This window comes from Prochlorococcus marinus str. MIT 9211 (assembly GCF_000018585.1).
GTDB classification, from domain to species: Bacteria; Cyanobacteriota; Cyanobacteriia; order PCC-6307; family Cyanobiaceae; genus Prochlorococcus_D; species Prochlorococcus_D marinus_B.
Window position 1 is genome coordinate 144,959 of record NC_009976.1, and the last position, 24,418, is coordinate 169,376.

The window sequence follows — 24,418 nt, forward strand, 5'->3', positions numbered from 1 at the left end:
TGCGTGTAGTCGAATAAAGTGTATTTTTAGACTCTTTTTTGAAGTTTGTCTAAGATCGACACTCCTATAGCCGTATTAAGCAAACGACACAAATGACGGCAACCAGTCAATCTAAAGAAATCATTCTCGTGGCTGATGATGAAGCGAGCATCCGGCGAATTCTGGAGACTCGGTTATCGATGATCGGCTATCAAGTTGTTACAGCCTCTAATGGGAATGAAGCTCTTGAGAAATTCCGTAATCTTGAGCCAGATTTAGTTGTGCTTGATGTAATGATGCCAAAACTGGATGGTTATGGCGTTATTCAAGAGTTGCGCAAGGAATCTGATGTTCCAATCGTAATGCTAACGGCACTAGGAGATGTTGCTGACAGAATTACTGGTTTAGAGCTTGGGGCAGATGATTATGTAATTAAGCCTTTTAGTCCTAAAGAATTAGAGGCCAGGATTAGATGCGTCTTAAGGCGAATTGAAAAGGAGCATATAGCAGGTTTACCAAATTCAGGAGTAATTCAGGTAGCTTCATTCCGCATTGATACTAATAAAAGAAAGGTCTTTAGAGGAGATGAGCGAATTCGGCTTACTGGTATGGAATTTAGTTTGCTGGAACTGTTAGTTAGTCGTTCAGGAGAACCATTTAGTCGAGGTGAAATTCTGAAAGAGGTATGGGGTTATACACCTGAAAGACATGTGGATACTAGAGTTGTTGATGTGCATATTTCTAGACTGAGGTCAAAATTAGAAGATGATCCTGCTAATCCTGAGTTAATTCTGACTGCTAGGGGTACAGGTTATTTGTTCCAAAGGATTGTTGATTCAATGGCCGCTGAAAAATCTTAGAAAATCTGTGGAAAATGATTCTCCGAACAAAGTTAATCGCCCCAGGGCTATTAGGCGATTAGTCATTTGGTACCGCAGGAATTCTGCGGTCACTAGTCTTGTTGATACAGCTGCAAGCTCTGCTTCAGCAGCAGGCAATGTTGCAGGTTCAGTGGTATCAAGTGCAGGGTCAGTGGTATCAAGTGCAGGGTCTATGGCAAGGAGCACTCTTCAGCCACTTGTTTTTGATCCTTTGAGAAGGCTTCAGGGGGTTGCCGATAATGGTTTGGGAACGACTGCTATTAATGATTTTGAGAGGATATGGGTCGCAGTTGATGGTATGGGAGGAGACCATGCACCTGGTCCTATTTTGGATGGCTGTCTTCAAGCAATAGAGAGGCTTCCTTTAAGGATAAAGTTTGTTGGTGAGGTTGAAAAGATCAAACTTGCTGCAAAGGCAATGGATCTTGAGGACTTATTAAATAAGTCCATAAAGAAAGATTTGATTGAGCTGGTTCCTAGTGGTCCATCGGTTGAAATGAATGAGGAAGCTACTGTTGTTAGAAGAAAAAAGGATGCCAGTATCAATATTGCAATGGATTTGGTCAAAAAAGGTAAGGCATCTGCGGTTTATTCTGCTGGCAATTCAGGAGCATTAATGGCTTCTGCAATTTTTCGTTTGGGTAGACTAGAAGGCATTGATAGACCTGCAATAGGAGCATTATTTCCAACCAAAGATCCAGGGCAACCAGTCTTAGTTCTAGATGTAGGTGCAAATATGGATTGCAAGCCTAATTATTTGCATCAATTTGCATTATTGGGAAATATTTATTCACGTGATGTTCTTCAAGTAAACAAGCCCAGGATAGGTTTGCTGAACATTGGAGAGGAAGAATGCAAGGGCAATGAGCTTTCTTTGAATACATATGAATTGTTAATTAATGAAGACCGATTTAATTTTGTGGGCAATTGTGAAGGAAGAGATGTTTTGTCAGGTCAGTTTGATGTTGTGGTTTGTGATGGCTTCACAGGCAATGTTTTGCTGAAGTTTCTTGAATCAGTAGGTAGTGTTCTTTTAGATGTTTTAAGAGCAGAGTTACCTCGAGGGAGAAGAGGAAAGGTGGGATCTGCATTTCTCAGAAGTAATCTGAAACGAATTAAAAAACGCTTAGATCATGCTGAGCATGGAGGAGCTTTGCTCCTAGGTGTAAATGGAATTTGTGTGATTGGTCATGGAAGTAGTAAGGCCTTGTCTGTAGTAAGTGCTTTGAGAATTGCCCATTCTGCAGCTAGCCATGGGGTTATGGAGGATTTAGCCAATCTTCATAGACCAAAAGCATTAAGCATTTAAATGACTCATTGCTTAGTTGTGTGATTGACTAATTTCAACTGAAACTTTTATCCATTTGACTGGCAAGCAAAAAAGTACTTATGGAATCTCTCTTGTAGGCAGTGGGAGTGCAACACCTCTGCAGTTGGTGACGAATGACGAGATGTCATTACGGGTCGAGACAAATGATGAGTGGATTAGTACTAGGACTGGTATTCGTGAAAGACGTGTGATTGGGCCTAACGAATCTTTTTCGCAACTTTGTATAAAGGCAGGTTCCTCTGCTTTGCAAATGGCTCAATGGAAGGCAGATACTCTTGACTTGATTATTCTTGCAACATCTACTCCAGACGATCTCTTTGGCTCTGCTCCAAAAATCCAGGCCAAACTAGGTGCTACAAAGGCAGTTGCATTTGATCTCACTGCTGCTTGTAGTGGATTTCTTTTTGCCTTAGTTACTGCAGCTCAGTTTATACGCAGTGGCTCGATGAAGAGAGTCCTAGTAATAGGTGCAGATCAATTATCTAGCTGGGTGGATTGGAACGATAGAAAAAGTTGTGTGCTTTTTGGGGATGGTGCTGGTGCAATTGCTATAGAGTCTTCGGAAGCTGAAGATGACTTAATTGGGTTCAAGCTGAGATCTGATGGTACTAGGGGTGATTGTTTAAATTTGATCGAAAAAAGAAATTTTCAACCTTTAATTGGCAGCACTATGCATCAACAAGGAGGGTTCTTGAATATCCAGATGAATGGTCAAGAAGTTTATAAATTTGCGGTTAGAGAGGTTCCTTGTATCCTTCAAGAGTTATTAAAAACTCATCAAATAGGTTCAGATTCCTTGGATTGGCTATTACTGCACCAAGCTAATAAAAGAATCTTAGATGCTGTAGCAGACAGGCTGAAGGTTCCTCGTTCCAAAGTTTTAAGTAATCTTGCAAGTTATGGCAATACTTCTGCTGCGACTATTCCACTTATGCTTGATGAAGCGGTAAGAGATGGCAAGGTTTTGCCTGGAAATTTAATAGCTAGTAGCGGATTTGGCGCTGGTTTAAGTTGGGGAGCGGCTTTATTTCGTTGGCATGGGCCTTGCTCATAAAATTTCTTTTCTTTCTTCAGAGGTTGTATGACTGAAGCTTGGGTTTTTCCGGGCCAAGGGTCCCAAAAAATTGGTATGGCTGAAACTCTACTTTCTCTTGATGGAGCATCAGAAAGATTTGAATTGGCTTCCAATTTGTTAGGTAGAGATTTGTTGGATATTTGTCATGGCAATAGTGATCAGTCAACACCTCTTTTTGATTTAAATGACACTCGCAATACTCAACCAGCAATGTTTGTTGTGGAGTCATTATTGATTGACGAATTAAAAAGGCAAGGATCTGAAGCAAAATTAGTTGCGGGTCATAGTCTTGGCGAGCTAGTTGCCCTTTATGCAGCTGAAGTTTTTGACTTTTCTACTGGTTTAACTTTATTGAGAAGTCGTTCAGAATTAATGGCTGCAGCTGGAGGTGGAGCAATGACTGCAGTCTTAGGTTTTGATGTGAAGCAGCTTCTCTCGCTAGTACAAAATACTGAAGGGGTTGTAGTGGCAAATGACAACAGTTCTGATCAAATCGTCTTATCAGGTACCCCAGAAGCAGTTGAAATGGTTGTAGCGCAATTAACCTGCAAGAGATCTGTCCCTCTCAATGTTTCAGGCGCATTTCACTCACCATTGATGAAAGATCCCGCAGAGGCTTTTGCTAAAGAGATTGATAAGTTGATTTTTAATAACGCAATTATTCCTGTTGTCAGCAATGCTGACCCCACGCCAGAAACAAATGGCGCTTTATTGCAAAAGAAATTAAAGAAACAAATGATCACTGGAGTTAGATGGCGGGAGACCATGGCTCTGATGATGACTCAAGGCATTAATTCAATAATTGAAGTTGGACCCGGTAAAGTATTGAGTGGTCTTGCTAAAAGATCGATGCCAGGAGTTGTAATCAAACAAATTTCTTCTGCTAGGGACCTAGGTATTGGAACTTGATTAAAGAATTAAACAATAATTCTAGGGCTCATCTACTGCCTCCAAGGCAAAGTTTGGTTTATGCATTTATTAGTTATTGCATAGTATTTCCTATCTTTCGAATATTTTTTCGAGGACGTATTTCAGGAATTCAAAATGTGCCATTACAAGGTTCTTTAGTTATTGTTGCCAATCACGCTTCACATTTGGATCCCCCTTTATTGGGCCATGCTTTGGGGCGTCCAATTGCTTTTATGGCTAAGCAAGAGCTTTTTCGTATTCCCATTCTTGGTTGGATTATTCGTGCTTGTGGAGCTTATCCAGTTAGTAGAGGAGCTAGTGATCGCGAAGCGATTCGTGTAGCTTCAGAACGACTTCATCAAGGTTGGGCAACAGGGGTTTTTTTGGACGGGACCAGACAAGAGAATGGGCGAGTGAATAACCCTATGGCTGGAGCTGCTTTGCTGGCTGCTAGAACTAATTCCCAAATACTTCCTGTTGCAATAATCAATAGCCATCGAGCACTAGGCAAAGGTATGGCATTGGCAAGATTTGTTCCAATTCATTTGAGAATAGGGAATGTGATATCACCACCAGTAACTCGTAAAAAAATTGACTTATTAGAAACAACAAAGCAGGTCCAAATTTCGATTAATACTATGATTGAACAGGGTTTAATAGTGCCAAAGAGTTGACTGTGTTCTTTTAATCAATCAAAATTAATTTGATTTCGTGGGGAAAGATATCTTTAAGATCTTTCCCAGTTGTTACCCAAGCAATTGCTCTAATTAAATCTATATAGTACTTTTTATTGCTTTCTTCTTTGCAATATGTTGAGCATGGAACAGAGACTTTCGATAGGCGTATGCCTCTACTTCCAGCAATAATACTTCCAATTAACATCGCTCTATCTATATGATATTCGCTTGTGATTAACAAAATATGGTTGATTCCATCTTCAGCAAGATCGTCAACTATTGAGGTGAAGTTACTAAGTGTATCCTTTGCTCGGTAGTCTCTTCTAACAAGAGCAGAATCTATCCCCTCTTCTTTAACCATCCATTGAGAGTATTCGGGATTACTTCCTCCAGTAATTAATATAGGAAGCTTAAGTCTATTGGCAATCTTCAGACCTAAAAACTCTCTATCCAGATCTCCTCCTAAAACAAGTATTAATTGCGGTTTTCTTGTATTTGATGAAACTCTAATTAAAGGCTGAATAGTCCCAAATAAAATTATTAAGAAGATTCCACTAATTAATCCAAATAGATGAAATCTATGCAATCTCACTATTAAGAATTTACTGGTGAAATAGGATAGTTTGGTAAAACATCAGCCCAATTACTTTTTATGTCTTTTTGATGGTTTAATAATGAGATTTCTATAAGCTTTACTATATCTTTTGAAAGATCTTCATGGACATATACTGCGGGCTCTACTTCAATTCCTAAAGGTAATAAGAACGGCTCTTTTAACTCAATAGGTAAAAAATCATCTTGATTTGTTGTAATTTGATATTTGCCACCTATTTTTCCACGCCTTTCGAGTTTTTTTATAATCCAGAAAGCATTTTTCCTTTGCAAATTGCTTAGGTTTTCTGCAAGTCTAGGAGCCATCAATGAAAAGCTACTTATTCCATCTAATGAACAATCAAGTTGTTGAGCGAGTGTTCTTGCTATTGCAACAGTTAGCCGAGTTCCTGTAAATCCCCCTGGCCCTTTCGCAACAGAAATTCTTGCTATTTGAGACCAATATTTACTGGGGATCAAGCTTTCAATATAAGTAAATATATTGTTTGATAGCTTTCTACCACCTGGGAAAATTGCATGCTTAATCTTTCTATTAGGGTCCTTTAAATCTATTACTGCTACACCAAAATTTTCAGAACTACTATGCAGAGCTAGTAAATATCTGGCTTTATTGATTAATGGCATTCTTCATTTAAGTGGGAATTTCTTTCCCTGGACATAACCGGAGCCATTTACCTTCATCTTCACGAAAACTCTCGCAACTTCTTACATCCCACTCAATTGAACTACTTTGATTTGGAATGTCTTTAACAATGATATGAATAGCAGGATTGTTACCTTGGAAGTCTGGAGATTGTGTTAAGTGTTCTACACCATGCTGCCTCTCCACAGCGTGATATGTCTTGCATCTATCTATCCAATGACAGTTCACACAGATACACATGTTCTTAGATGGTTCTAGTCACACAAAATGAAAAGGTGATCAAGCAGTGTTATTAGAATCGCTTTTGAGCAGACTGAAGCCATCTATGTGGCCTATTAGTCTTAATCAGCTCCCAGCTGGATCAGCTCTGGTAGGAGGCGCAGTGAGAGATGCTTTGCTTGATGTTCTTCAGCATAAGCCAGATCTTGATTTAATTGTCCCATCCAAGGCTGTTGAATTTGCTAAAGAGTTTTCGGACAGAGAAGGAGGCAGTTGTGTTGTTCTTGATAAAGAAAGAGATATAGCTCGACTAGTTCTAAATGGTTGGACTATTGACCTTGCTTGTCAGGTTGGGAATTCTTTGGAAGAGGATTTATGGCGAAGAGATTACACAATTAATGCAATTGCTTTGACTCTTTCGAATGATCCGATAATTATTGATCCTACTGGAGGCATTCTTGACTTAGAAAAGAAAAAACTTGTTGCAATTAGTCAGCAAAATTTAATAGATGATCCTTTGAGGCTATTGAGAGGGTTCAGGTTGAGCTCTGAGTTGAGATTTGATCTAGATGAAATGACCAAGAATTTTATAAAAATTAATGCAAAGCTACTTAAACATGTTGCTCCAGAACGAATTAAAGGAGAGTTGGAGAGATTGGTTCATGGGGACTGGGCTGATCAAGTAATTCTGCAAATAAAGAAACTTGGACTTTTAGAACCGTGGCAATCTACTGATCAATTTTTTACTTTTAACAATCAATCTTTGGAAACAACTTCTGCTTTCCATCAAAATGAGCTAAAAATTGCTTTGCCTATAGTTCGACTAACAAATTTATTAAGTGATCAAGGATTAAAAGAGTTAAGTTTTTCTAGAAAAAAATTACAAAATTGTCATCTTTTGCGCTTCTGGCAGCATAAAAATGACGGACTAGCCTTTGAAACTCTTGATGAAATTGAGCGCCTTCAGTTGCATAAGGATCTAGAAACTTTTTTACCTGCATTGATTTTGCAATTACCTCAGAGAGACCAGTCAGCTTGGTTGAAACGCTGGAGAGATAATGCTGATCCTCTTTTTCACCCATCTTGTCCCATTGATGGATTTACTTTGCAAGAGATGTTTCAATCTCCCAAAGGGCCTTGGATCGGCCAATTAATGAATTTACTTTGTAAGGAAAGAGCCTTTGGAAGGTTGCATAATCGAAAAGAAGCATTTCAATTGGCTCGTTACTGGTGGGAACACAACCAACCTTTTTGTGATTAACTACACATACGGAAGTCAGTTTTCCCCTGATGAGGTTCTTCTCCTATAGCCCTTTTGTTCCATGAGTGTTCGTCTTTACATTGGTAACTTGCCGCAAAACTTGAAGCTCAAAGAGCTTGAAGCACTATTTGCAGGGATTGGGAAAGGGATTCGCTTTAAAGCCGTTTTAGACAGAGAAACAAAGGCTTGTAGAGGATTTGGCTTTGCAAATGTTGATGATGAGAAATTGGCAAATGAAGTTATCGAGCAGTTGAATGGTCATGAATTTAATGGGAATAACTTGAGGGTTGAGCGATCAGAACGTAAGGAATCAAATCATGGTTCAGGAAGACGAAATAACTCTTCAGGCGCTTCCAAAACAAAAGCAGTAAAACGTAAAGATGTTAAGAAAGTTGTACATAGTGACGCTCCTAATGAACAAGCCCCTGATCCAAGATGGGCTGGGGAACTTTCTAAATTAAAGGAACTTTTGGCTAATCAGAAAACTGCTGTTTGAGCAAAACTTAGGCTTGCAATTGCACTGATTGGGGAAAATTTTACTTAGTTTGGGCTATTAAATAACAGATTGGAATTTCTAGTATTTTTACCCATTTATTTACATAAGCTCGATTATTGAAAACGTCATAATCTAGTCTTTCTATTGAGTTTAAAATACCTCTATAAAGCCTTAAAGAGGTCCATACAGGCCATCTAGCATCTGAAGAAAGCCATCTAATGCCTGCCTCAGAAGAAGAAAACCATTCTCTTGCTCGCTTTAACTGAAATGCCATCAGTTCTTTCCACTGTGAATTTATTTTCCCAGCCATTAGATCACTTTCTGAATACCCAAATTTTTTAAGGTCTTCTTGTGGAATATATATTCGACCTCTTGCTCTATCTTCTCCCACATCTCTAAGTATGTTTGTTAGTTGATTCGCAATGCCTAGTGCTACTGCTGCTTTTGAAGGATCTGGCTTCTCACTCCAAGGAGCATTGGTATAGGCAGGGTCAAGACCCATTACGTTTTGAGTCATTAGACCAACTGTTCCAGCCACTCTGTAGCAATAAAGCTCCAATTCTTTAAAAGTAGAGTATCTGCTTGTATTTAGATCCATTCTTTGGCCTTCAATCATGTCTAGATATGGTTGTATTGATTGGGGAAAATGTTCAAATGTATCTGCCATCACTGCATCAAGCTCGTCTTTAACTTCTCCTGCAAATATCCCTCTAGTCTTTGCCTCCCATTCATCTAAGCGATCTGCTAATTCATTGATTGGTCTTTGTTGTGCTTCAGGGCTATCCATGAGTTCATCAGTTCTTCTACACCACACATAAATTGCCCAAATAGCTTTTCGTTTATTTGGTGGAAGAAGCAGTGTCCCTAGATAAAAGGTTTTTGCCCATTGGGCTGTTTCTTTTCTGCATATTTCATAGGCTTTATCGAGATCTACAAAAGAATTGTTTTTCATTAACTTTTGGTTTCGTAATCCACTATTCATTAGCTGGAACCTAGGCTAATTTCGTTATCATTAATTTTTAGACTTTCCTCTTCATTGTGTACTTTTTTGGCACATAATTTTCCACTCAAGACAGCGCCTTCCATAGAGGCCAGATAGCGCTGCATTGTATAGTCCCCTGCGAGGAAAAAGTTTCTAATAGGAGTCTTCTGGTCTGGCCTCAGCTCTTGACATCCTGGGATGGCTTTATATACAGAACGGGGTGTCTTAACCACTTTATATTTCCTTATTTTTGCTTGGTTAGAACCTGAGAAATGATTAGGAAAAAGTTTTCCTAACTCTTTCATTGTAGCTTCTATAATATCATCATCGCTTTTTGATATCCATTCTTGAGCTGGTGCAAAAACCAACTCAAGCATTGATCGGTTAGGATCTTCATATTCTTTACAAGTGTTGCTCATATCAGCATATACACTCAGTAATTTTGATCGACTAAATAATAAGTGATCAATATTAGTAAGTTTTCTGTCAAACCATATATGAATGTTAATTACTGGAACTCCAACTAAGCCTTCTAATTTTCTAAAAGTTTCTAAATTTTTCCATTCTTTTGGTATAAGTAATTTCAGTAAATCTACAGGTAAAGCACTTACATAGGCATCTGCTTGGATATCTTTTTTTTCTTCACCATTTAATCCTCCAACAGTAAAGCTTTTTACACTAGAGTCTCGATTTAAATTAATTTCTCGTAGAGGACTATTTGTGTAAACTGCACCTCCATGGGATTTTATATATTCAACAATTGGGTTGCATAATCTTTCTGGCGGTGCGCCATCAAGGAATGCCATCTTAGATCCATCTTTTTCTTGAAGGAACCGATTTAAAGCTGTTAGCAAGACAGTTGATGAAATTTCATCAGGACCAATAAAGTTCAAGGCTTTACTCATAGCGATAAAAACCTCATCATTCACTCGTGAGGGTATATTTTGCTTTTTAAGCCATTCAGTCCAAGACAACAGGTCACATTCTTCTACATATTCTTGGCCACGCAGCATTGCTGGTAAAAGTCCAACACCAAATAAAATTTTTTCAGACCAGCTAAGCATGTCATTGTTACTCAAAATGGCAGCCACTCCATTTAGGGGCGCTGGTAGATCTGGAAAATCAAATCGACTGTAGGTCCCTGGTTCTTCAGGTTGATTAAAGATCATCGAATGACTTTTCCATTGCAGTCGATCTTCGATTTCAAGCTCTTTAAATAGCTGAAGCATATTTGGATATGCTCCGAAAAAAATGTGAAGTCCTGTCTCATACCAATCACCTTCTTCATCCTTCCAAGCGGCAATTTTGCCGCCAAGTACCTCCCGAGCTTCGTAGACGACTGGACTATGGCCTTGGTCACACAAGTATTTCGCGCATGACAGTCCTGCTAAACCAGCTCCAGCAATAACAACACGCATACATTTTTTTTATATCGAATGCAACTTTAGTTAGAAAAGGTGCCTAAACTTTCCTTATGTTCAATTCTTTGTTATCAATACTTTTTATCTGCAGCACTTATTTACATGACAGATTCCATTCTTAAGTGCACTACCAGACACATCAGAATATTTACAGCTAGATGTGAGAACAACGATTTAGTGCAAGATTCTGAGCATCTCACACTTGACTTAGACCCTGACAACGAGTTCATTTGGGAGGAATTGGTTATTGGGAAAGTTCATAAACGTTTTTCTGAGTTAGTGGACTCATACTCTGGGAAGGACTTAAGTGACTACAACTTAAGGAAGATTGGTTCAGATCTAGAGGGCACTATTCGGCAACTCCTTCAAGCAGGAGAATTGAAATATAACCCTGATTGCCGTGTCCTTAACTATTCCATGGGATTACCCAGAACAAAGGATCTGTTGTGACTCGGCCTCCTTTTAAAGGTCCATATTCTGGGCGTTCGAATAAGAATTCACAGAGAGATCGTTCTTCTTTTAGGCGAGATAGTTTTGATGAAAATTTGTATGGATATTCATCAAACCCCAAAGGACCAAAAGCTTCAATTGGGGGCAGCACAATTAGCTTAAACACAGGAACAATAGCCGTTCTTGCAGGAGTTTTGGTTCTGGGCGTAGGTATTGGTAGTGCTATTACGAGTACTACTCAAGGTGGTGAAGGAAATATTGCGAGTCAACAGCAGTTAGATATGGCGGTTCCTGATCCAGAGTTTTGTAGGCAATGGGGTGCTAGTGCTTTTGTTATAGATATAGAGATGTACACCACTCTTAATCCATCAACTAGTTTTGTTACTCAACCTTCCTTGCAACCAGGATGTGTGATTCGTAGAGAGAATTGGTCTCTTCTTCAAAAACAAGGAGTAATTACGAATGAAGATGTAAGAGAATGCAAGCAGAGAATGAATACTTTTGCCTATATTGGTTCTATTAGAGATAATCCAACTGTTCGTTGTGTCTATCAAGCTGATGTGAATGATAATAAATTCATAATAAAGGGAGTAGAAGAAGATGGAATTCGCATTAACCAAGAAGCAATTCAATTCTAATTTTTTAAAGTTTCTTCTTAACACCAGCTTCTTTATTTCTAAGAGGACTATCCCAACTTGCAAAAACAGGCAAAATATCTTTTGTAAATGCTTCTGATGCTCTTGATGTATACCTGCTAGGGTTGCTAATTAATTTTAATTCTCTTTTTACTTCTAGGTCTGCAATATTAGGTTTGTGAACAGTCCCAGCTGCTAATTCTCGTTCTATTGAAACTACCGGAAGAAATGCTGCTCCTAAGCCAGATTGCACAGCATTTTTAATTGCTTCTAATGAATTGAGCTCCATCTCAATTCGTAATCTCTGAATATCTAATCCAGAAGTTTTTAGGAGTTGGTCAACAACTTTTCTTGTAGTTGATTGAGAGTCTAAAGTAACAAAACTGAGACGATATAAATCTTCTTTTGTTAGTTCGTGGTGTCTTGCTAATGGATGTTTAACAGGAAGTACTAATGCCAATTCATCTGTTGCGTAAGGAATTATCTCAAGTAATTCATGTAGCTCTGCCGGCAGTTGTCCCCCAATTATTGCTAAATCAATTTGACCATTGGCAACACTCCAGCCTGTTCTTCGAGTGCTATGAACTTGAAGCACCACTGATACGTCCGGGAACTTTTGCCTGAAAAGTCCAATCATTCGAGGCATTAAATATGTTCCTGTTGTTTGGCTTGCTCCGATTATTAATGAGCCCCCTTTGAGGTTGTGTAAATCTTCAATCGCACCACAAGCTTCATCACACTGATTCAGGATTTTTTCACAATATTTCAGTAAAAGTTTTCCAGCCTCTGTTAATTGAGCTTTTCTTCCCCCTCTATCAAAAATTGCAATTTCTAATTGTTTTTCAAGATTTTGAATTTGAAGGCTTACTGCAGGCTGGGTTACATAAAGGGTTTCTGCAGCTTTTTTAAAGCTCCCTTCCTTAACTATTGCTTGAAGGATTCTGAGCTGATCAAGAGTGAAAGGCAGTTCAGCCATAACGGCTGTCTAATTTCAAGAACGGTAAAAACTTTAGGCTGGACAGTCGATGACTCAGAATCTAATAATTATTAAAGTGATCTTCTGCCACAAATGTTTTCAGAAGGTATTCATCACAGCAGTTTTGTGATGCTATTGCTTTTGGTTTCTTTTGCAGTGATCCATAGTGGAGGAGCTGCGTTGAGAGTAAAAGCAGAATCCCTTATAGGGCCTAGGGCATGGAGGCTCATATTTGCTTCACTAAGCATCCCTGCTGCTGGAGTATTAATCATTTATTTCTTAGCTCATAGATATGATGGTATTCGACTGTGGAACTTACAAGGAGTTCCTGGAATGGTTCAAATTGTGTGGTGCTTGACTGCTTTGAGTTTCTTGTTTTTATACCCTGCTACCTACAACCTTCTTGAGATTCCTGCTTTGGCAAAGCCTCAAATGAGACTTTATGAACAAGGGATCATTAGAATTACAAGACACCCGCAGGCAGTTGGTCAGATTATTTGGTGTTTTGCTCATGGTCTTTGGATTGGAAGCAGCTTTATGATGTGTACTTGTTTTGGTTTGATAGGGCATCATTTATTTGCTGTTTGGCATGGAGATAAAAGATTAAGAGAAAAATTCGGCGCAGATTTTGAGGAACTTAAAAGAAATACTTCAGTCATTCCTTTTCTTGCGGTCATCAATGGACGACAAACATTAGAAATTAAAGAATTTCTTAGACCTTCCCAATTTGGAATTTGCATTGCAGTAGCTACGTTTTGGTGGGGGCATCGTTTTATCTCCTTTGGATCAGAAGTATTTCTCTCTTCCAAGTTGTCAGAACTACTTGCCTGAAATGCCTACACTCACAAGGACCTGAGAATACAGGATGCTATCGGCCGCTGAAATCGCATGGTTAATACCTTTGCTCCCTCTCATCGGGGCGGTGTTATCAGGATTGGGATTAATTAGTTTCAACCGAGAAACCAATCGGTTGAGAAAGCCTGTCGCAATAAGTTTGTTGACATGTGTAGGGGCTTCAGCTGTATTGAGTTATGCAGTTCTTTTAGAACAAGTTTCTGGGGCCCCTCCAGTAGAGCATCTTTTTATATGGGCTAGTGCTGGAGACTTCAGTTTGCCAATGGGGTATGTAGTCGACCCTTTGGCTGCGGTAATGCTGTCTTTGGTTACCACAATTGCCCTTTTGGTAATGATTTATTCCCATGGGTATATGGCTCATGACAAAGGATATGTGAGATTTTTCACCTATTTGGCATTATTTAGTAGCTCAATGCTGGGCTTAATAATTAGTCCAAACTTGCTTGAAATATATGTTTTTTGGGAATTAGTTGGAATGTGCTCATATCTTTTAGTTGGGTTCTGGTATGACAGAGATGGTGCAGCTCATGCGGCTCAAAAAGCTTTTGTTGTAAATAGAGTTGGTGATTTTGGACTTTTACTTGGGATTCTTGGACTGTTTTGGGCTACGGGAAGTTTTGATTTTGATGGGATAGCTACAGGTCTGGCTGATGCAACTGCTTCTGGCAATGTACCTGTATGGGCGGCCTTATTGCTTTGTTTCTTAGTCTTTATGGGCCCTATGGCTAAATCTGCTCAATTTCCATTGCATGTTTGGTTGCCAGATGCCATGGAAGGGCCAACACCTATCTCAGCATTAATTCATGCCGCGACCATGGTTGCAGCTGGGGTGTTTCTTGTCGCGAGACTTGAGCCTCTGTATAGCCAATTCCCTTTTATTGGACTATTAATAGCCATTTTTGGAACAATTACATGCTTTTTAGGGGCTTCAATTGCTTTGACCCAGATGGATTTAAAGAAGGGTTTAGCGTATAGCACTGTTTCTCAGCTTGGTTACATGATGCTTGCAATGGGTTGTGGTGCGCCCATTGCGGGGATGTTCCATTTGGTCACGCATGCTTTCTTTAAGGCAATGCTTTTCTTGGGATCAGGTTCGGTGATTCATGCAATGGAAGAAGTAGTAGGGCATGAACCGATTCTTGCTCAAGATATGAGACTAATGGGTGGTTTACGCAAAAAGATGCCTATTACTTCAATGACTTTTTTGATTGGATGTGTTGCGATTAGTGGAATTCCTCCTTTGGCTGGTTTCTGGAGTAAAGATGAAATACTTGGAGAGGCGTTTAATACATTCCCAATCCTTTGGGGAATTGGCTTCCTAACTGCTGGGATGACAGCCTTTTATATGTTTAGGCTGTATTTCCTTACATTTGAGGGTAGCTTTAGGGGAGATAATGTAGAGCTTCAAGAGGAGTTATTAGTTCTTGCAGGAAAAGATAATGAAGAGCAAGAAGATCATCATTCTGGTTCAATTCACGAATCCGCTTGGCCAATGACAGTGCCATTAGTTGTTTTAGCTGTGCCTTCTGTGATTATTGGCTTTTTAGGTACTCCATGGAATAGCAGTTTTGCAAAATTACTTGATCCAACAGAGGCAATTGAGATGGCAACTAATTTTAGTTGGGGGGAATTCCTTCCTCTAGCCTTAGGGTCTGTTGCCATTTCAATCGCTGGGATTTCCTTGGCAGTTTTTGCTTATTTCTTGAAGCGAATCGATTTAGCTACAAACATTGCACAGAGATACCCAGCAATTAATGCTTTTTTATCGAACAAGTGGTATTTAGATGATATTAATGAAAGGATTTTTGTTCGTGGGAGCAGAAAATTAGCTCGTGAAGTTTTAGAGGTGGATGCCAAGGTTGTTGATGGAGTTGTTAATTTAACTGGGCTTTTAACTTTAGGAAGCGGAGAAGGATTGAAATATTTTGAGACTGGCAGAGCACAGTTTTATGCACTCATTGTCTTTGGAGGAGTAATAGCACTAGTAGCTCTTTTTGGAGTATTGGGTACTTAACTTGCTTAAATTTGTTAGTTGTGTGTGTCATCCCCTATCGATTGGATGCGATGTCTCTAAGTATTTCTACACTCCAAAAAGTGGTGAAGATTTAAGCAGTGTTTGAATGTACGCCAATTTCAATTTTGGCAACTTTTTCTGGAACTGTTCCAGAACCAATTGAGGCAGATTTTCCTTGGTTAAGTCTTTCTATTCTTTTCCCAATATTTGGTTCATTAGTTGTTCCATTTATTCCTGATAAAGGAGATGGGAAAACAGTTCGATGGTATGCATTAGGGATTGCGTTAGTAACTTTTTTAATAACTGTAGGTGCTTACTTAAAAGGATATGACCCATCCCAGGAAGGTTTGCAGTTGGCAGAAAGGGTGTCTTGGCTTCCTGATTTAGGTCTCACATGGGCTGTAGGAGCAGATGGACTCTCCATGCCTCTAATACTTCTGACTAGCTTTATTACTGCATTAGCTGTACTTGCAGCATGGCCTGTCAGCTTTAAACCTAAATTGTTTTTCTTCCTCATCTTGGCAATGGATGGAGGTCAGATAGCAGTATTTGCTGTGCAAGATATGCTGCTTTTCTTTTTGGCATGGGAGCTTGAACTCTTGCCTGTTTATCTTTTGCTAGCTATTTGGGGAGGAAAGAAAAGACAATATGCGGCTACAAAATTCATTATTTATACAGCTGGTAGTTCGCTTTTTATTCTTCTTGCCGCTTTGGCAATGGGTTTCTTTGGAGGAGGAACGCCAAACTTTGAATTTACTCATCTCGCCAATCAAGATTTCGGTACAGGATTTCAATTGTTGTGTTATGGGGGCTTACTAATTGCTTTTGGGGTGAAACTTCCTGTAGTGCCTTTGCATACTTGGTTGCCTGATGCACATGGAGAAGCAACAGCTCCTGTTCATATGCTTTTGGCAGGTATTTTGTTGAAGATGGGTGGATATGCCCTTTTAAGGTTTAATGCACAATTGCTCCCTGCAGCACATGCACAATTTGCCCCTTTGTTAATTGTGCTTGGGGTGGTAAATATTATTTATGCAGCGCTGACATCTTTTGCGCAAAGGAACCTGAAACGAAAAATTGCTTATAGCTCTATTAGTCATATGGGATTTGTTCTTATAGGCATAGGTAGCTTTAGCTCGCTGGGAACAAGCGGAGCAATGTTGCAGATGGTTAGCCATGGCTTAATTGGTGCAAGCTTGTTCTTCTTAGTCGGAGCTACTTATGACAGAACAAGAACTCTGCAACTCAATGAAATGGGAGGGGTTGGCCAAAAAATGCGCATTATGTTTGCTCTTTGGACTACATGTTCATTGGCTTCTTTGGCATTACCAGGCATGAGTGGCTTTGTTTCTGAATTAATGGTATTTACAGGTTTTGTAACCGATGAAGTTTATACACTTCCTTTTAGGATTGTGATTGCAGGCCTTGCTGCTATTGGAGTTATTCTGACTCCAATTTATTTATTATCAATGCTTCGAGAGATATTTTTTGGCAAAGAGAATGTTGAGTTTCTTTCTAATAGGGAATTAGTTGATGCAGAACCTAGAGAGATTTATGTAATAGGTAGTCTGCTTGTCCCGATCATTGGGATAGGTTTATATCCAAGGATTATGACTGAGACTTATATAGCTTCTATAGATGGTTTGGTTGAAAGAGATAAGATTGCTATTGAACAAATGCTTAAACCATCAGAAACTATTTCTTCAAATAAGAACTTGTCATTAATAACTAGCTCTACGCCAAGTTTGACTCCTTATAAAGTAAGGAAAAGCTGACAGAAAACTTCTAATTTTTTTAATCCTTGCTTATTGCATTTCAATAATCCATTTATTAATTTTCTATTGTGTAATTTCTTTGTAATGCAAAAGATCAACTTGAAAGCAATCAATTTTGCCGTGATGTTTGTTTTGGCTCTTTTGATGGTTTATTTCACCCTTGAAAATACTTCTGCAGCGACTGTAAATATTGCTCCTGGTGTTTCAGGGTCCCTGCCTATAGCAGCATTGGTATTAATTGCTTCTGGCCTAGGTGCTTGCGGAGCATGGCTTTTTGCTGGTTGGAGTGACAAATTACGAGGTGATGAAATTCGTGAGTTGGAAGATACCAAGAATCGAATTAAGGAATTGGAGTTGGACTACAACCGTCTAAAGGCAAAGCAAAATAATCTTTTGCCCTTTATGAGTTTTTCTGGCGAGAAGGAATTAGAGATAGATAAAGATGCCGCATAAATAATTGGTTCTTTAAAGTTTGTATGGCGCATACTTCCTTCTCTCGTTAACTTTCTCTAAGAGTCATCTAGTCTTTGCCGATTGACGGATTAAAAACAGCACCACAGTCAGGCGCAAGGCTTGCCATTCGCCTAATACAAGATGCTGTAGAGAAAGGTGAAATTGACCCTTGGGATGTTGATGTAATTCCAGTGATTGATGGTTTTTTAGATCAATTAAGGCAGAAGATACAAAGTCCAAGAAATATTTCTTCTTCAATAGCCTATAGGGGGGGTACCTTTGAAAAAGATTTATCAGATAGTAGTGAGGCATTTCTTGCTGCTTCTGTCTTAGTTGGCTTGAAAGCTGAAATTCTGGAATCGGAAACTTTCCCTCCAGAATCTGATTTCGACGATATGGATGATGGTAGTTTTGCTGACCAAGAATGGATTGATCCTAAATTAGATCTTCCCAGATATCCTGAACGACATTTATATAGACGACCAGTTGCGCCCCCTCCACTGCGACGATCAATCTCTTTAGCAGAATTAATTGAGCAATTGGAAGCCATTGCAGAAACAATAGAATCTGATGAATTAAATATTCGAAGGAAAAGACGGGAAAAGAGATTTAGTGATAAACAAATAATTCAACAAGTCAGCTCACTGGCACATCGCGAAAAACTTCCAGAGACAACTGCTGCATTGGGGGTTTTTTTGAATAGTTGTGAAGAAGCTCTTAATTGGGTAGATTTTGAATTCTTGGTCGAACTATGGAAAGGTATAGCTAGTCAGGAATTAGATTCTGATCGCGTTGGCGTTTTTTGGGCATTGTTATTTTTATGTTCTCAGGGCAAAGTTGAGCTTCAACAAGACAATTCTTTATTTGGCAAGCTAAAGCTTAAAAGGATTCTCGCACCTGGAACTATTGCTCAACTACCTCTGAAAACATTTGACGTGACAGCTGTTGCTCCGGCCGCGGCTTAGTAGTAGGTGTAAATATCAGTCTATTTTGTCTTAGTTAATGAGGGACCTAAAACGCCTATGAAGGCGATGATCTTGGCTGCAGGCAAAGGAACACGAGTACAGCCAATCACTCATGTGATTCCAAAGCCAATGATTCCAATTCTTCAGAAACCCGTTATGGAATTTCTGTTGGAACTTCTTAAGGAGCATGGTTTTACAGAAGTCATGGTCAATGTTTCACATTTGGCTGAAGAGATTGAGAATTATTTTAGAGATGGACAGAGGTTTGGAGTTGAGATTGCTTATAGCTTTGAAGGACGTATAGAAGATGGAGAGTTAATTGGAGATGCTCTAGGCTCTGCTGGCGGGTTAAAAAAAATTCAAGATTTCCAGGAATTTTTTGATGATACTTTTGTTGTTTTATGTGGCGATGCGCTTATTGATTTAGACCTTACCCAGGCAGTTAGACGGCATAAGGAGAAAGGAGCCTTAGCAACTTTGATCACTAAGAGAGTTCCTAAAGAACAAGTCAGCAGTTATGGGGTAGTGGTGACTGATGAAAATGATCGAGTTAAAGCATTCCAAGAAAAACCATCCTTAGACAATGCATTAAGTGAGACTATTAATACAGGCATATATCTCTTTGAACCTGAGATTTTTAAACATATTCCCTCAAATAAACCGTTTGATATTGGTTCGGATCTCTTCCCTAAGTTAGTTGAAATGGAGGCTCCTTTCTATGCTTTGCCAATGGACTTTGAGTGGGTTGATATTGGGAAGGTACCAGATTATTGGAGAGCTATTAGGAGTGTCCTCTTGGGAGACGTTCGCCAAGTGGATATCCCAGGTAAGGAAGTGAGGCCTGGAGTTTTTACTGGACTTAATGTTGCCGCAAATTGGGACAAGATAAAAGTTGATGGCCCTATTTATGTAGGCGGCATGACAAGAATTGAAGATGGTGTAACCATTATTGGACCTTCAATGATTGGACCTAGTTGTTGTATTTGCGAAGGAGCTACTATTGATAATTCAATTATTTTTGATTATTCACGTATTGGCTCAGGAGTTCAGTTGGTAGAAAAACTAGTTTTTGGCCGATATTGCGTAGATAAAAATGGCGATCATTTTGATTTGCAAGAAGCAGCGCTAGATTGGCTAATTACTGATGCTAGAAGGCAAGACTTAGGAGAGCCCTCTCCGCAGCAAAAGGCTATGGCTGAGCTTCTAGGAACAGACCTTATTGGTTCAATTTCTTGACATTGGCTTGATCAAGGATTTGCGGGATCAAATGTTCTGCTCTTATAGCCATTATATGAACTCCTTTCGTTATCCCTAAGAAACTTTTCACTTGCTCCGCTGCGATTGTGATTCCTTCTTTTATTGGCTCATGAGCATTGTCTAATCTTGCAAGAATTGAATTGGGTATACATGCACCTGGTACGACTTTGTTGATAAATGCAGCATTTTTTGCAGATTTCAATAAGAAAACTCCTGCCAGGACAGGGAATTCAAGAGGGTCTGCAATTTCTTTGGAGAAACGTTCTAACACTCTTGAGTTCATAACCATTTGAGTCTGTAAGAATTGCGCTCCAGCAAGCTTTTTTCTTTCCAGTCTTTTGAGCAGGCTATTGAGATTCTTACAGTTGGGGTCAGCTGCTGCACCTGCAAATAATGCAGTTCTTCCATTAGGTAATTGCCCTTGCACAGGATCTTCTCCTCTATTTAATGCAGCAACTTGCTTTAGTAGTTGTACGGATTCGAAGTCATGAACAGGCCTAGCATTTGGTTGATCACCAGCTTTGACAGGATCTCCAGTAAGACAAAGCACGTTTTTAATACCAAGAGCATGCGCTCCAAGTATTTCCGCTTGTAAACCGATTCTGTTCTTATCTCTACATGCTATTTGAAGTACTGGTTCCAGGTTTGCCTCTAAAAGTAATTTACAAACAGCAAGACTGCTCATTCGCATAATTGCTCTACTCCCATCTGTCACGTTGAGGGCATGAACCCTGTCGGAAAGTTTGGAAGCCATTGCAATGGCATGTGATGGGTCCCCACCTCGAGGGGGCATTATCTCAGCTGTAATTGCTGCGCCTTCGGATTCGAGGGCATATTGAAGAACAGAATCCAATTGTTTTCTAATGAGATAATTACTATCGCTTATCAAACAGCCTAGTTTGCGTAATATGAATTAAATGAGTTTGTAGGGAGGGCATGTTTTCAGGGGATTTCGCTAATTCAGGTCAAATGTCACTCTCAGCTAGAGAGATGGAGATTATTGACTTAGTTGCTGATGGCTTAACAAATCAAGAGATAGCTCAAAGGCTGACTATTAGTAAAAGAACGGTAGATAACCATGTGAGCAATATGTTTACTAAAACAGGGTCTAAGAATCGGGTAGCTCTTTTAAATTGGGCTATGGATCATGGGAAAATTTGTCGAGATGGCTTTAATTGTTGTTCTTTGCCTGACGAGGACGATCCCTAAGCCAACGATTCTTAGAAGTTTCTTTAATATTGGATTCTGGTAGGTCCATTAAGGAATATTCATCTTTTCGAAGATCAAGGAGCTCTGCATATGCAATACAAGCCTCTATGTCATTGCATGAGACGCGAAGAATACCGTCGATGTCATATAAACCAAACAATTCCGACTCTCCTCAGCTTTTGCTGATTGATGGCCGATAATTACTCGACTTGAAATATAAAGACAATCTAAAGTACTTTTGCTCTTTTTTACAAATCTGCCAATTTTTTGCGATCCTCTTGAGGCCATTTAGATAAAGGAAATTTTGCGAGGGCAGCATTACTCCATTGCTTTTGCCCGGTCAATTCTTTGCCACACCAATCTGGAATCATTACATCCAATTCAGGCGCTTCTAATTCGACTTCAGCAATAACTAAAGGCGAGTTTTCATTTTTAAAGCAATCAACTACCCAAGAGCCTGGATTGAGATCAAGAAGATATCTCTGCTTGATGAGCTTGTAGTTGAGTAAATGCCAAATTGATTCAGCATCGTGAATAGGAATCTTGTATTCAAATTCATGACTTTGCATTCCCCCCTTAGAATTTTTTATCGTTATATAAGATCTTTGATTGTTAATAATCCTGATTCTTGTAATCCACTCTTGAAAATCAGTTGACAGGTAGCCTTGGCGAATTTTTATGCATTTTTTTATCAATACTTGCCATTCTTTATTCTTAACAAGAAACCTTCTTTCCGTTTCAATGGACATTTATTTGTTGTCTAGAAAAAATTATTTTGATTTGACAAACTACCTGCCCAATGAAGCTTTTGAGTAAGAGTTCTGTAATAAGAAGGACTTTGATCCAGTATTAACATTTGTGCGTGATGCCTAGCTTTTTGAATTAAGCATTGATCTCCAGGTTGAATCAATTCACTACTCACTCCGTCTTGCCATAGTTTTACTCGGCGGCTTAGATCTCCTATTGGCTTAATGGTTAGTTTTGAACCTGATGGTACAACTATTGGCCGACTAGACAGACTCATAGGACATATTGCACTAACAACTATTGCTTCAATTCCAGGATGAAGGATTGGCCCGCCAGTTGCCATTGCATAAGCAGTGGACCCTGTAGGGGAAGAAATAATTAGTCCATCACCTTTATATCGATCGACTGCTTCATCGTCTATAAGAAGCTCTAGAGAACATGTCGGAGAGGTTTCATCATGGTAAGAGCGAAAATAAAAATCATTTAAAGCCCAATAATTTTTTCCTCCTTTATATTTATTGCTTTTATCTGAGTTGCTAAGGTTCGCTTGAAGCATCATTCTTCTTTCAATTGCGAACTGGTCCTCTCTAACCCTTTCCCATACTTCGTCATTATTTAATAGTGATTTATCATGAGTAAGGAATCCAAGGTTACCTCCAACATTAAAACTTAAGATAGGTATTTGATGGATTGCTAGATGTCTAGCTGCACCAAGTACTGTTCCATCACCCCCAAGCACAATAGCTAAGTCAGGCAACTTGGGTTTCGACGTAGATATTGCTTTTAATTGATTTGTGTCAATGCCACTTTCAAACTTAATTACTTCTATTCCTTTAGAATGAAGCTTTTCAAAGCAAAGCAATGATTCTTCTAAGGCATTCTTACTTTTTGCCTTATAAATTATCCAAACTAAATTAAGATTCATAATCTTAATTTATTACCATTTTAATAAGTTAAAACTCTCCATATCAACAGTGGTTCTATTACGATATAGAGAGATTAGGATTGCAAGACCAACTGCGGCTTCTGCGGCTGCAACAGTGATAACAAAAACTGTAAAAACTTGGCCTCTTATCAGATTCCCATCGATATATGCTGAGAAAGCCATAAGATTAATATTTACTGCATTGAGCATTAGTTCAATGCTCATTAAAACTCTGACTGCATTTCTACTATTTATAAGTCCCCAAACTCCTATGCAAAAAAGTACTGAGGCAATAATTAGATAATCTTGTAATGGAATCGAATCAGAAGTAAACATTTATTCAGATGATTGATCAAGTAAGATTTGCTCGTTTGACTTTTCAATGAGGCTTTGATTAACAGAATCTCCAGTGCCTATATCACTTATTAAAACATCTCTTCTTGCCAAAACTATAGCTCCTATCATTGCCATTAATAATAGAACTGAAGCAAGTTCAAAAGGTAATAGATAGTCAGTGAAAAGATGTTCCCCTATCCTTTCAGTAGATAATTCACCGATGGAATTTGGTCCAGGGAAGATCCATGGAGTTGTTATATCAACACGAAATAAAAGTATTAATAAACCTGTGCATACTCCAGCAGAAAGAATTTTTCTAGTTCTTAATGCTTTGATTGGTTTTAATTCTTCTTTTTTATTTACCAACATGATTGCAAAAAGTATTAAAACATTTACAGCCCCAACGTAAACAAGGATTTGTGCTGCAGCTACGAAGCTGGCATTTAATAAAAGATATAATCCAGCTACGCCCATAAATACCCCTCCAAGTAAGAATGCAGAGTAAACAATGTTATTGAGCAATACAACCCCTAAGGATCCTCCAATTACTATTAATCCAAGGATGAGAAAACATATTTGCTCTGTGCTAGTTGATATTGACATTAAGGTTTATCTCCTTCCTTGAAATTATTAGAACTAGATTCCATTACTTTCTTATCTGTTGTTTCAGCTTTCATCCAATCTAAGACCTCTTCGGGTAGTTTGCCTGCTCGAGGCTCTGTGGGCAAAACTTCATGAGGATCAAAAACTTTTTCAGGTAGATATGCAAATTCTCGCAAAGACTTAACTGATGGATCTGTAGTAACACTTGTAGGCAACCTGCCTAATGCAACGTTATCAAAGTTCAAGCTATGTCTATCAAATGCTGCTAGTTCATACTCTTCAGTCATTGAAAGACAATTTGTTGGACAATATTCAACACAATTTCCACAAAAGATACATACTCCAAAGTCAATGGAATAATTTCTAAGCTCTTTTTTCTTGGTTTCTTTATTCATTACCCAGTCAACTACTGGGAGATTGATTGGGCAGACTCGGACGCAAACTTCACATGCAATGCATTTATCAAATTCATAATGAATTCTTCCTCTGTACCGCTCTGATGGAATTAATTTCTCGTAAGGGTATTGAACTGTTATCGGTCTGCGACCCATGTGGTCAAAAGTAACCGCTAGACCTTGTAAGAGGTACTTGCCCGCACTGATTGCATTGCGGGTGTATTCAGTTACTTGTTGAAAGAACCCAGCCATTTGATTCTCAACTATGTTTGCACCAAGAAGGCATGTTTAAATTTTACAAGCTCTTTCAAATTCATCATAGGTATTATTGCTTAAAC

Annotated in this window: 29 protein-coding genes; 16 read left to right on the top strand and 13 right to left on the bottom strand. The window is 38.9% G+C overall.

Features of this window, described 5'->3' with window-relative positions; all coding sequences use genetic code 11:
* The first annotated feature begins 92 nt into the window (after positions 1 to 92).
* Genes rpaB through P9211_RS00745 form a run of 5 tightly spaced genes read left to right on the top strand, consistent with a single transcriptional unit; the run spans position 93 to position 4,848 of the window.
* Complete coding sequence (gene rpaB, locus P9211_RS00725) at positions 93 to 839, top strand: response regulator transcription factor RpaB (protein ID WP_012194704.1); 747 nt, start codon at positions 93 to 95, stop codon at positions 837 to 839.
* A 7-nt stretch (positions 840 to 846) separates the two neighbouring features.
* Positions 847 to 2,169, top strand: coding sequence for a phosphate acyltransferase PlsX (plsX, locus tag P9211_RS00730; protein ID WP_012194705.1), 1,323 nt, complete (start codon positions 847 to 849; stop codon positions 2,167 to 2,169).
* A 55-nt stretch (positions 2,170 to 2,224) separates the two neighbouring features.
* Entirely contained in the window at positions 2,225 to 3,244 is a 1,020-nt protein-coding gene (locus P9211_RS00735; RefSeq protein WP_041390989.1) for a beta-ketoacyl-ACP synthase III, read from the top strand.
* Between the two features lie 27 nt (positions 3,245 to 3,271).
* On the top strand, positions 3,272 to 4,174 hold the full coding sequence (gene fabD, locus P9211_RS00740) for an ACP S-malonyltransferase (RefSeq protein ID WP_012194707.1): 903 nt from the start codon (positions 3,272 to 3,274) through the stop codon (positions 4,172 to 4,174).
* A complete protein-coding gene (locus tag P9211_RS00745) occupies positions 4,171 to 4,848 on the top strand; it encodes a lysophospholipid acyltransferase family protein (RefSeq protein WP_012194708.1) in 678 nt (225 codons plus the stop codon). The genes fabD and P9211_RS00745 overlap by 4 nt, the downstream gene beginning before the upstream one ends.
* A 10-nt stretch (positions 4,849 to 4,858) precedes the next feature.
* Here P9211_RS00745 and P9211_RS00750 read toward each other — a convergent pair whose 3' ends face one another.
* The 3 genes from P9211_RS00750 to P9211_RS00760 are packed head-to-tail and all read right to left on the bottom strand — an operon-like array spanning position 4,859 to position 6,346.
* On the bottom strand, positions 4,859 to 5,443 hold the full coding sequence (locus P9211_RS00750; protein ID WP_012194709.1) for a YdcF family protein: 585 nt from the start codon (positions 5,441 to 5,443) through the stop codon (positions 4,859 to 4,861).
* Between the two features lie 2 nt (positions 5,444 to 5,445).
* Complete coding sequence (gene tsaB, locus P9211_RS00755) at positions 5,446 to 6,087, bottom strand: tRNA (adenosine(37)-N6)-threonylcarbamoyltransferase complex dimerization subunit type 1 TsaB (protein WP_012194710.1); 642 nt, start codon at positions 6,085 to 6,087, stop codon at positions 5,446 to 5,448.
* A gap of 7 nt (positions 6,088 to 6,094) precedes the next feature.
* A complete protein-coding gene (locus P9211_RS00760) occupies positions 6,095 to 6,346 on the bottom strand; it encodes a Ycf34 family protein (protein WP_012194711.1) in 252 nt (83 codons plus the stop codon).
* A gap of 85 nt (positions 6,347 to 6,431) precedes the next feature.
* Between P9211_RS00760 and P9211_RS00765 the strand changes: the two genes are divergently transcribed.
* Complete coding sequence (locus P9211_RS00765; RefSeq protein WP_086934861.1) at positions 6,432 to 7,586, top strand: CCA tRNA nucleotidyltransferase; 1,155 nt, start codon at positions 6,432 to 6,434, stop codon at positions 7,584 to 7,586.
* A 61-nt stretch (positions 7,587 to 7,647) separates the two neighbouring features.
* A complete protein-coding gene (locus P9211_RS00770) occupies positions 7,648 to 8,082 on the top strand; it encodes an RNA recognition motif domain-containing protein (protein WP_012194713.1) in 435 nt (144 codons plus the stop codon).
* Between the two features lie 40 nt (positions 8,083 to 8,122).
* Here P9211_RS00770 and P9211_RS00775 read toward each other — a convergent pair whose 3' ends face one another.
* Together P9211_RS00775 and pds are read right to left on the bottom strand one after the other, a co-directional pair.
* Entirely contained in the window at positions 8,123 to 9,034 is a 912-nt protein-coding gene (locus P9211_RS00775) for a phytoene synthase (RefSeq protein ID WP_041391325.1), read from the bottom strand.
* A gap of 29 nt (positions 9,035 to 9,063) precedes the next feature.
* Positions 9,064 to 10,482, bottom strand: coding sequence for a 15-cis-phytoene desaturase (gene pds / locus P9211_RS00780; protein ID WP_012194715.1), 1,419 nt, complete (start codon positions 10,480 to 10,482; stop codon positions 9,064 to 9,066).
* Positions 10,483 to 10,587: 105 nt separating this feature from the next.
* Here pds and P9211_RS00785 point away from each other — a divergent pair, with 105 nt between their 5' ends.
* Together P9211_RS00785 and P9211_RS00790 are read left to right on the top strand one after the other, a co-directional pair.
* Positions 10,588 to 10,935 (top strand): NAD(P)H-quinone oxidoreductase subunit M, encoded by a 348-nt coding sequence (locus P9211_RS00785; RefSeq protein ID WP_012194716.1) that lies wholly within the window; start codon positions 10,588 to 10,590, stop codon positions 10,933 to 10,935.
* Positions 10,932 to 11,573 (top strand): DUF3172 domain-containing protein, encoded by a 642-nt coding sequence (locus tag P9211_RS00790; RefSeq protein ID WP_012194717.1) that lies wholly within the window; start codon positions 10,932 to 10,934, stop codon positions 11,571 to 11,573. The genes P9211_RS00785 and P9211_RS00790 overlap by 4 nt, the downstream gene beginning before the upstream one ends.
* Positions 11,574 to 11,577: 4 nt before the next feature.
* Here the strand turns inward: P9211_RS00790 and P9211_RS00795 are convergent, their stop codons facing one another.
* Positions 11,578 to 12,546 (bottom strand): LysR family transcriptional regulator, encoded by a 969-nt coding sequence (locus tag P9211_RS00795; RefSeq protein WP_012194718.1) that lies wholly within the window; start codon positions 12,544 to 12,546, stop codon positions 11,578 to 11,580.
* A gap of 93 nt (positions 12,547 to 12,639) precedes the next feature.
* Here P9211_RS00795 and P9211_RS00800 point away from each other — a divergent pair, with 93 nt between their 5' ends.
* From P9211_RS00800 to P9211_RS00825, 6 genes are all read left to right on the top strand, one after another.
* Complete coding sequence (locus P9211_RS00800) at positions 12,640 to 13,377, top strand: NnrU family protein (protein WP_012194719.1); 738 nt, start codon at positions 12,640 to 12,642, stop codon at positions 13,375 to 13,377.
* Positions 13,378 to 13,411: 34 nt separating this feature from the next.
* Positions 13,412 to 15,415 (top strand): NAD(P)H-quinone oxidoreductase subunit 5, encoded by a 2,004-nt coding sequence (locus P9211_RS00805; RefSeq protein ID WP_012194720.1) that lies wholly within the window; start codon positions 13,412 to 13,414, stop codon positions 15,413 to 15,415.
* Between the two features lie 116 nt (positions 15,416 to 15,531).
* Positions 15,532 to 17,190 (top strand): NAD(P)H-quinone oxidoreductase subunit 4, encoded by a 1,659-nt coding sequence (locus P9211_RS00810; RefSeq protein ID WP_430270483.1) that lies wholly within the window; start codon positions 15,532 to 15,534, stop codon positions 17,188 to 17,190.
* Positions 17,191 to 17,274: 84 nt separating this feature from the next.
* Complete coding sequence (locus tag P9211_RS00815; protein ID WP_012194722.1) at positions 17,275 to 17,643, top strand: LapA family protein; 369 nt, start codon at positions 17,275 to 17,277, stop codon at positions 17,641 to 17,643.
* A 74-nt stretch (positions 17,644 to 17,717) separates the two neighbouring features.
* Positions 17,718 to 18,608, top strand: a complete 891-nt coding sequence (locus tag P9211_RS00820; RefSeq protein ID WP_012194723.1) for a segregation/condensation protein A — start codon at positions 17,718 to 17,720, stop codon at positions 18,606 to 18,608.
* Positions 18,609 to 18,665: 57 nt separating this feature from the next.
* The gene (locus P9211_RS00825; protein ID WP_012194724.1) at positions 18,666 to 19,844 is read left to right on the top strand and encodes a nucleotidyltransferase family protein; all 1,179 of its coding nucleotides are present in this window, start codon (positions 18,666 to 18,668) and stop codon (positions 19,842 to 19,844) included.
* Here P9211_RS00825 and P9211_RS00830 read toward each other — a convergent pair.
* Positions 19,825 to 20,718, bottom strand: a complete 894-nt coding sequence (locus tag P9211_RS00830; protein ID WP_049750880.1) for a methylenetetrahydrofolate reductase — start codon at positions 20,716 to 20,718, stop codon at positions 19,825 to 19,827. The genes P9211_RS00825 and P9211_RS00830 overlap by 20 nt on opposite strands.
* An 83-nt stretch (positions 20,719 to 20,801) precedes the next feature.
* Between P9211_RS00830 and P9211_RS00835 the strand changes: the two genes are divergently transcribed.
* The gene (locus P9211_RS00835; RefSeq protein ID WP_012194726.1) at positions 20,802 to 21,074 is read left to right on the top strand and encodes a helix-turn-helix domain-containing protein; all 273 of its coding nucleotides are present in this window, start codon (positions 20,802 to 20,804) and stop codon (positions 21,072 to 21,074) included.
* Here the strand turns inward: P9211_RS00835 and P9211_RS09175 are convergent.
* The 6 genes from P9211_RS09175 to ndhI form a co-directional block, all read right to left on the bottom strand.
* Entirely contained in the window at positions 21,037 to 21,234 is a 198-nt protein-coding gene (locus P9211_RS09175; RefSeq protein WP_012194727.1) for a hypothetical protein, read from the bottom strand. The two genes, P9211_RS00835 and P9211_RS09175, sit on opposite strands and share 38 nt — an antisense overlap.
* Positions 21,235 to 21,322: 88 nt before the next feature.
* Entirely contained in the window at positions 21,323 to 21,823 is a 501-nt protein-coding gene (locus P9211_RS00840) for a CYTH domain-containing protein (RefSeq protein WP_012194728.1), read from the bottom strand.
* 11 nt (positions 21,824 to 21,834) lie between these two features.
* On the bottom strand, positions 21,835 to 22,746 hold the full coding sequence (locus tag P9211_RS00845) for an NAD(+) kinase (RefSeq protein ID WP_012194729.1): 912 nt from the start codon (positions 22,744 to 22,746) through the stop codon (positions 21,835 to 21,837).
* A 12-nt stretch (positions 22,747 to 22,758) separates the two neighbouring features.
* Complete coding sequence (nuoK, locus tag P9211_RS00850; RefSeq protein WP_012194730.1) at positions 22,759 to 23,082, bottom strand: NADH-quinone oxidoreductase subunit NuoK; 324 nt, start codon at positions 23,080 to 23,082, stop codon at positions 22,759 to 22,761.
* Complete coding sequence (locus tag P9211_RS00855) at positions 23,083 to 23,685, bottom strand: NADH-quinone oxidoreductase subunit J (RefSeq protein WP_012194731.1); 603 nt, start codon at positions 23,683 to 23,685, stop codon at positions 23,083 to 23,085.
* Entirely contained in the window at positions 23,685 to 24,332 is a 648-nt protein-coding gene (ndhI, locus tag P9211_RS00860; protein ID WP_012194732.1) for an NAD(P)H-quinone oxidoreductase subunit I, read from the bottom strand. Before ndhI ends, P9211_RS00855 begins: the two co-directional genes overlap by 1 nt.
* Positions 24,333 to 24,418: the final 86 nt, after the last annotated feature.

What these genes read in the sequence shown, in the direction of transcription:
- P9211_RS00795 (WP_012194718.1), bottom strand. Translation starts at nt 12,546, where the DNA reads ATGGCTGAACTGCCTTTCACTCTTGATCAGCTCAGAATCCTTCAAGCA.
- rpaB (WP_012194704.1), top strand. Translation starts at nt 93, where the DNA reads ATGACGGCAACCAGTCAATCTAAAGAAATCATTCTCGTGGCTGATGAT.
- P9211_RS00765 (WP_086934861.1), top strand. Translation starts at nt 6,432, where the DNA reads ATGTGGCCTATTAGTCTTAATCAGCTCCCAGCTGGATCAGCTCTGGTA.
- P9211_RS00805 (WP_012194720.1), top strand. Translation starts at nt 13,412, where the DNA reads ATGCTATCGGCCGCTGAAATCGCATGGTTAATACCTTTGCTCCCTCTC.
- nuoK (WP_012194730.1), bottom strand. Translation starts at nt 23,082, where the DNA reads ATGTTTACTTCTGATTCGATTCCATTACAAGATTATCTAATTATTGCC.
- P9211_RS00845 (WP_012194729.1), bottom strand. Translation starts at nt 22,746, where the DNA reads ATGAATCTTAATTTAGTTTGGATAATTTATAAGGCAAAAAGTAAGAAT.
- P9211_RS00775 (WP_041391325.1), bottom strand. Translation starts at nt 9,034, where the DNA reads ATGAAAAACAATTCTTTTGTAGATCTCGATAAAGCCTATGAAATATGC.
- P9211_RS00855 (WP_012194731.1), bottom strand. Translation starts at nt 23,685, where the DNA reads ATGTCAATATCAACTAGCACAGAGCAAATATGTTTTCTCATCCTTGGA.
- P9211_RS00815 (WP_012194722.1), top strand. Translation starts at nt 17,275, where the DNA reads ATGCAAAAGATCAACTTGAAAGCAATCAATTTTGCCGTGATGTTTGTT.
- tsaB (WP_012194710.1), bottom strand. Translation starts at nt 6,087, where the DNA reads ATGCCATTAATCAATAAAGCCAGATATTTACTAGCTCTGCATAGTAGT.
- P9211_RS00825 (WP_012194724.1), top strand. Translation starts at nt 18,666, where the DNA reads ATGAAGGCGATGATCTTGGCTGCAGGCAAAGGAACACGAGTACAGCCA.
- pds (WP_012194715.1), bottom strand. Translation starts at nt 10,482, where the DNA reads ATGCGTGTTGTTATTGCTGGAGCTGGTTTAGCAGGACTGTCATGCGCG.
- P9211_RS00835 (WP_012194726.1), top strand. Translation starts at nt 20,802, where the DNA reads ATGTTTTCAGGGGATTTCGCTAATTCAGGTCAAATGTCACTCTCAGCT.
- P9211_RS00760 (WP_012194711.1), bottom strand. Translation starts at nt 6,346, where the DNA reads ATGTGTATCTGTGTGAACTGTCATTGGATAGATAGATGCAAGACATAT.
- fabD (WP_012194707.1), top strand. Translation starts at nt 3,272, where the DNA reads ATGACTGAAGCTTGGGTTTTTCCGGGCCAAGGGTCCCAAAAAATTGGT.
- P9211_RS00785 (WP_012194716.1), top strand. Translation starts at nt 10,588, where the DNA reads ATGACAGATTCCATTCTTAAGTGCACTACCAGACACATCAGAATATTT.
- P9211_RS00770 (WP_012194713.1), top strand. Translation starts at nt 7,648, where the DNA reads ATGAGTGTTCGTCTTTACATTGGTAACTTGCCGCAAAACTTGAAGCTC.
- ndhI (WP_012194732.1), bottom strand. Translation starts at nt 24,332, where the DNA reads ATGGCTGGGTTCTTTCAACAAGTAACTGAATACACCCGCAATGCAATC.
- P9211_RS00800 (WP_012194719.1), top strand. Translation starts at nt 12,640, where the DNA reads ATGTTTTCAGAAGGTATTCATCACAGCAGTTTTGTGATGCTATTGCTT.
- P9211_RS00840 (WP_012194728.1), bottom strand. Translation starts at nt 21,823, where the DNA reads ATGTCCATTGAAACGGAAAGAAGGTTTCTTGTTAAGAATAAAGAATGG.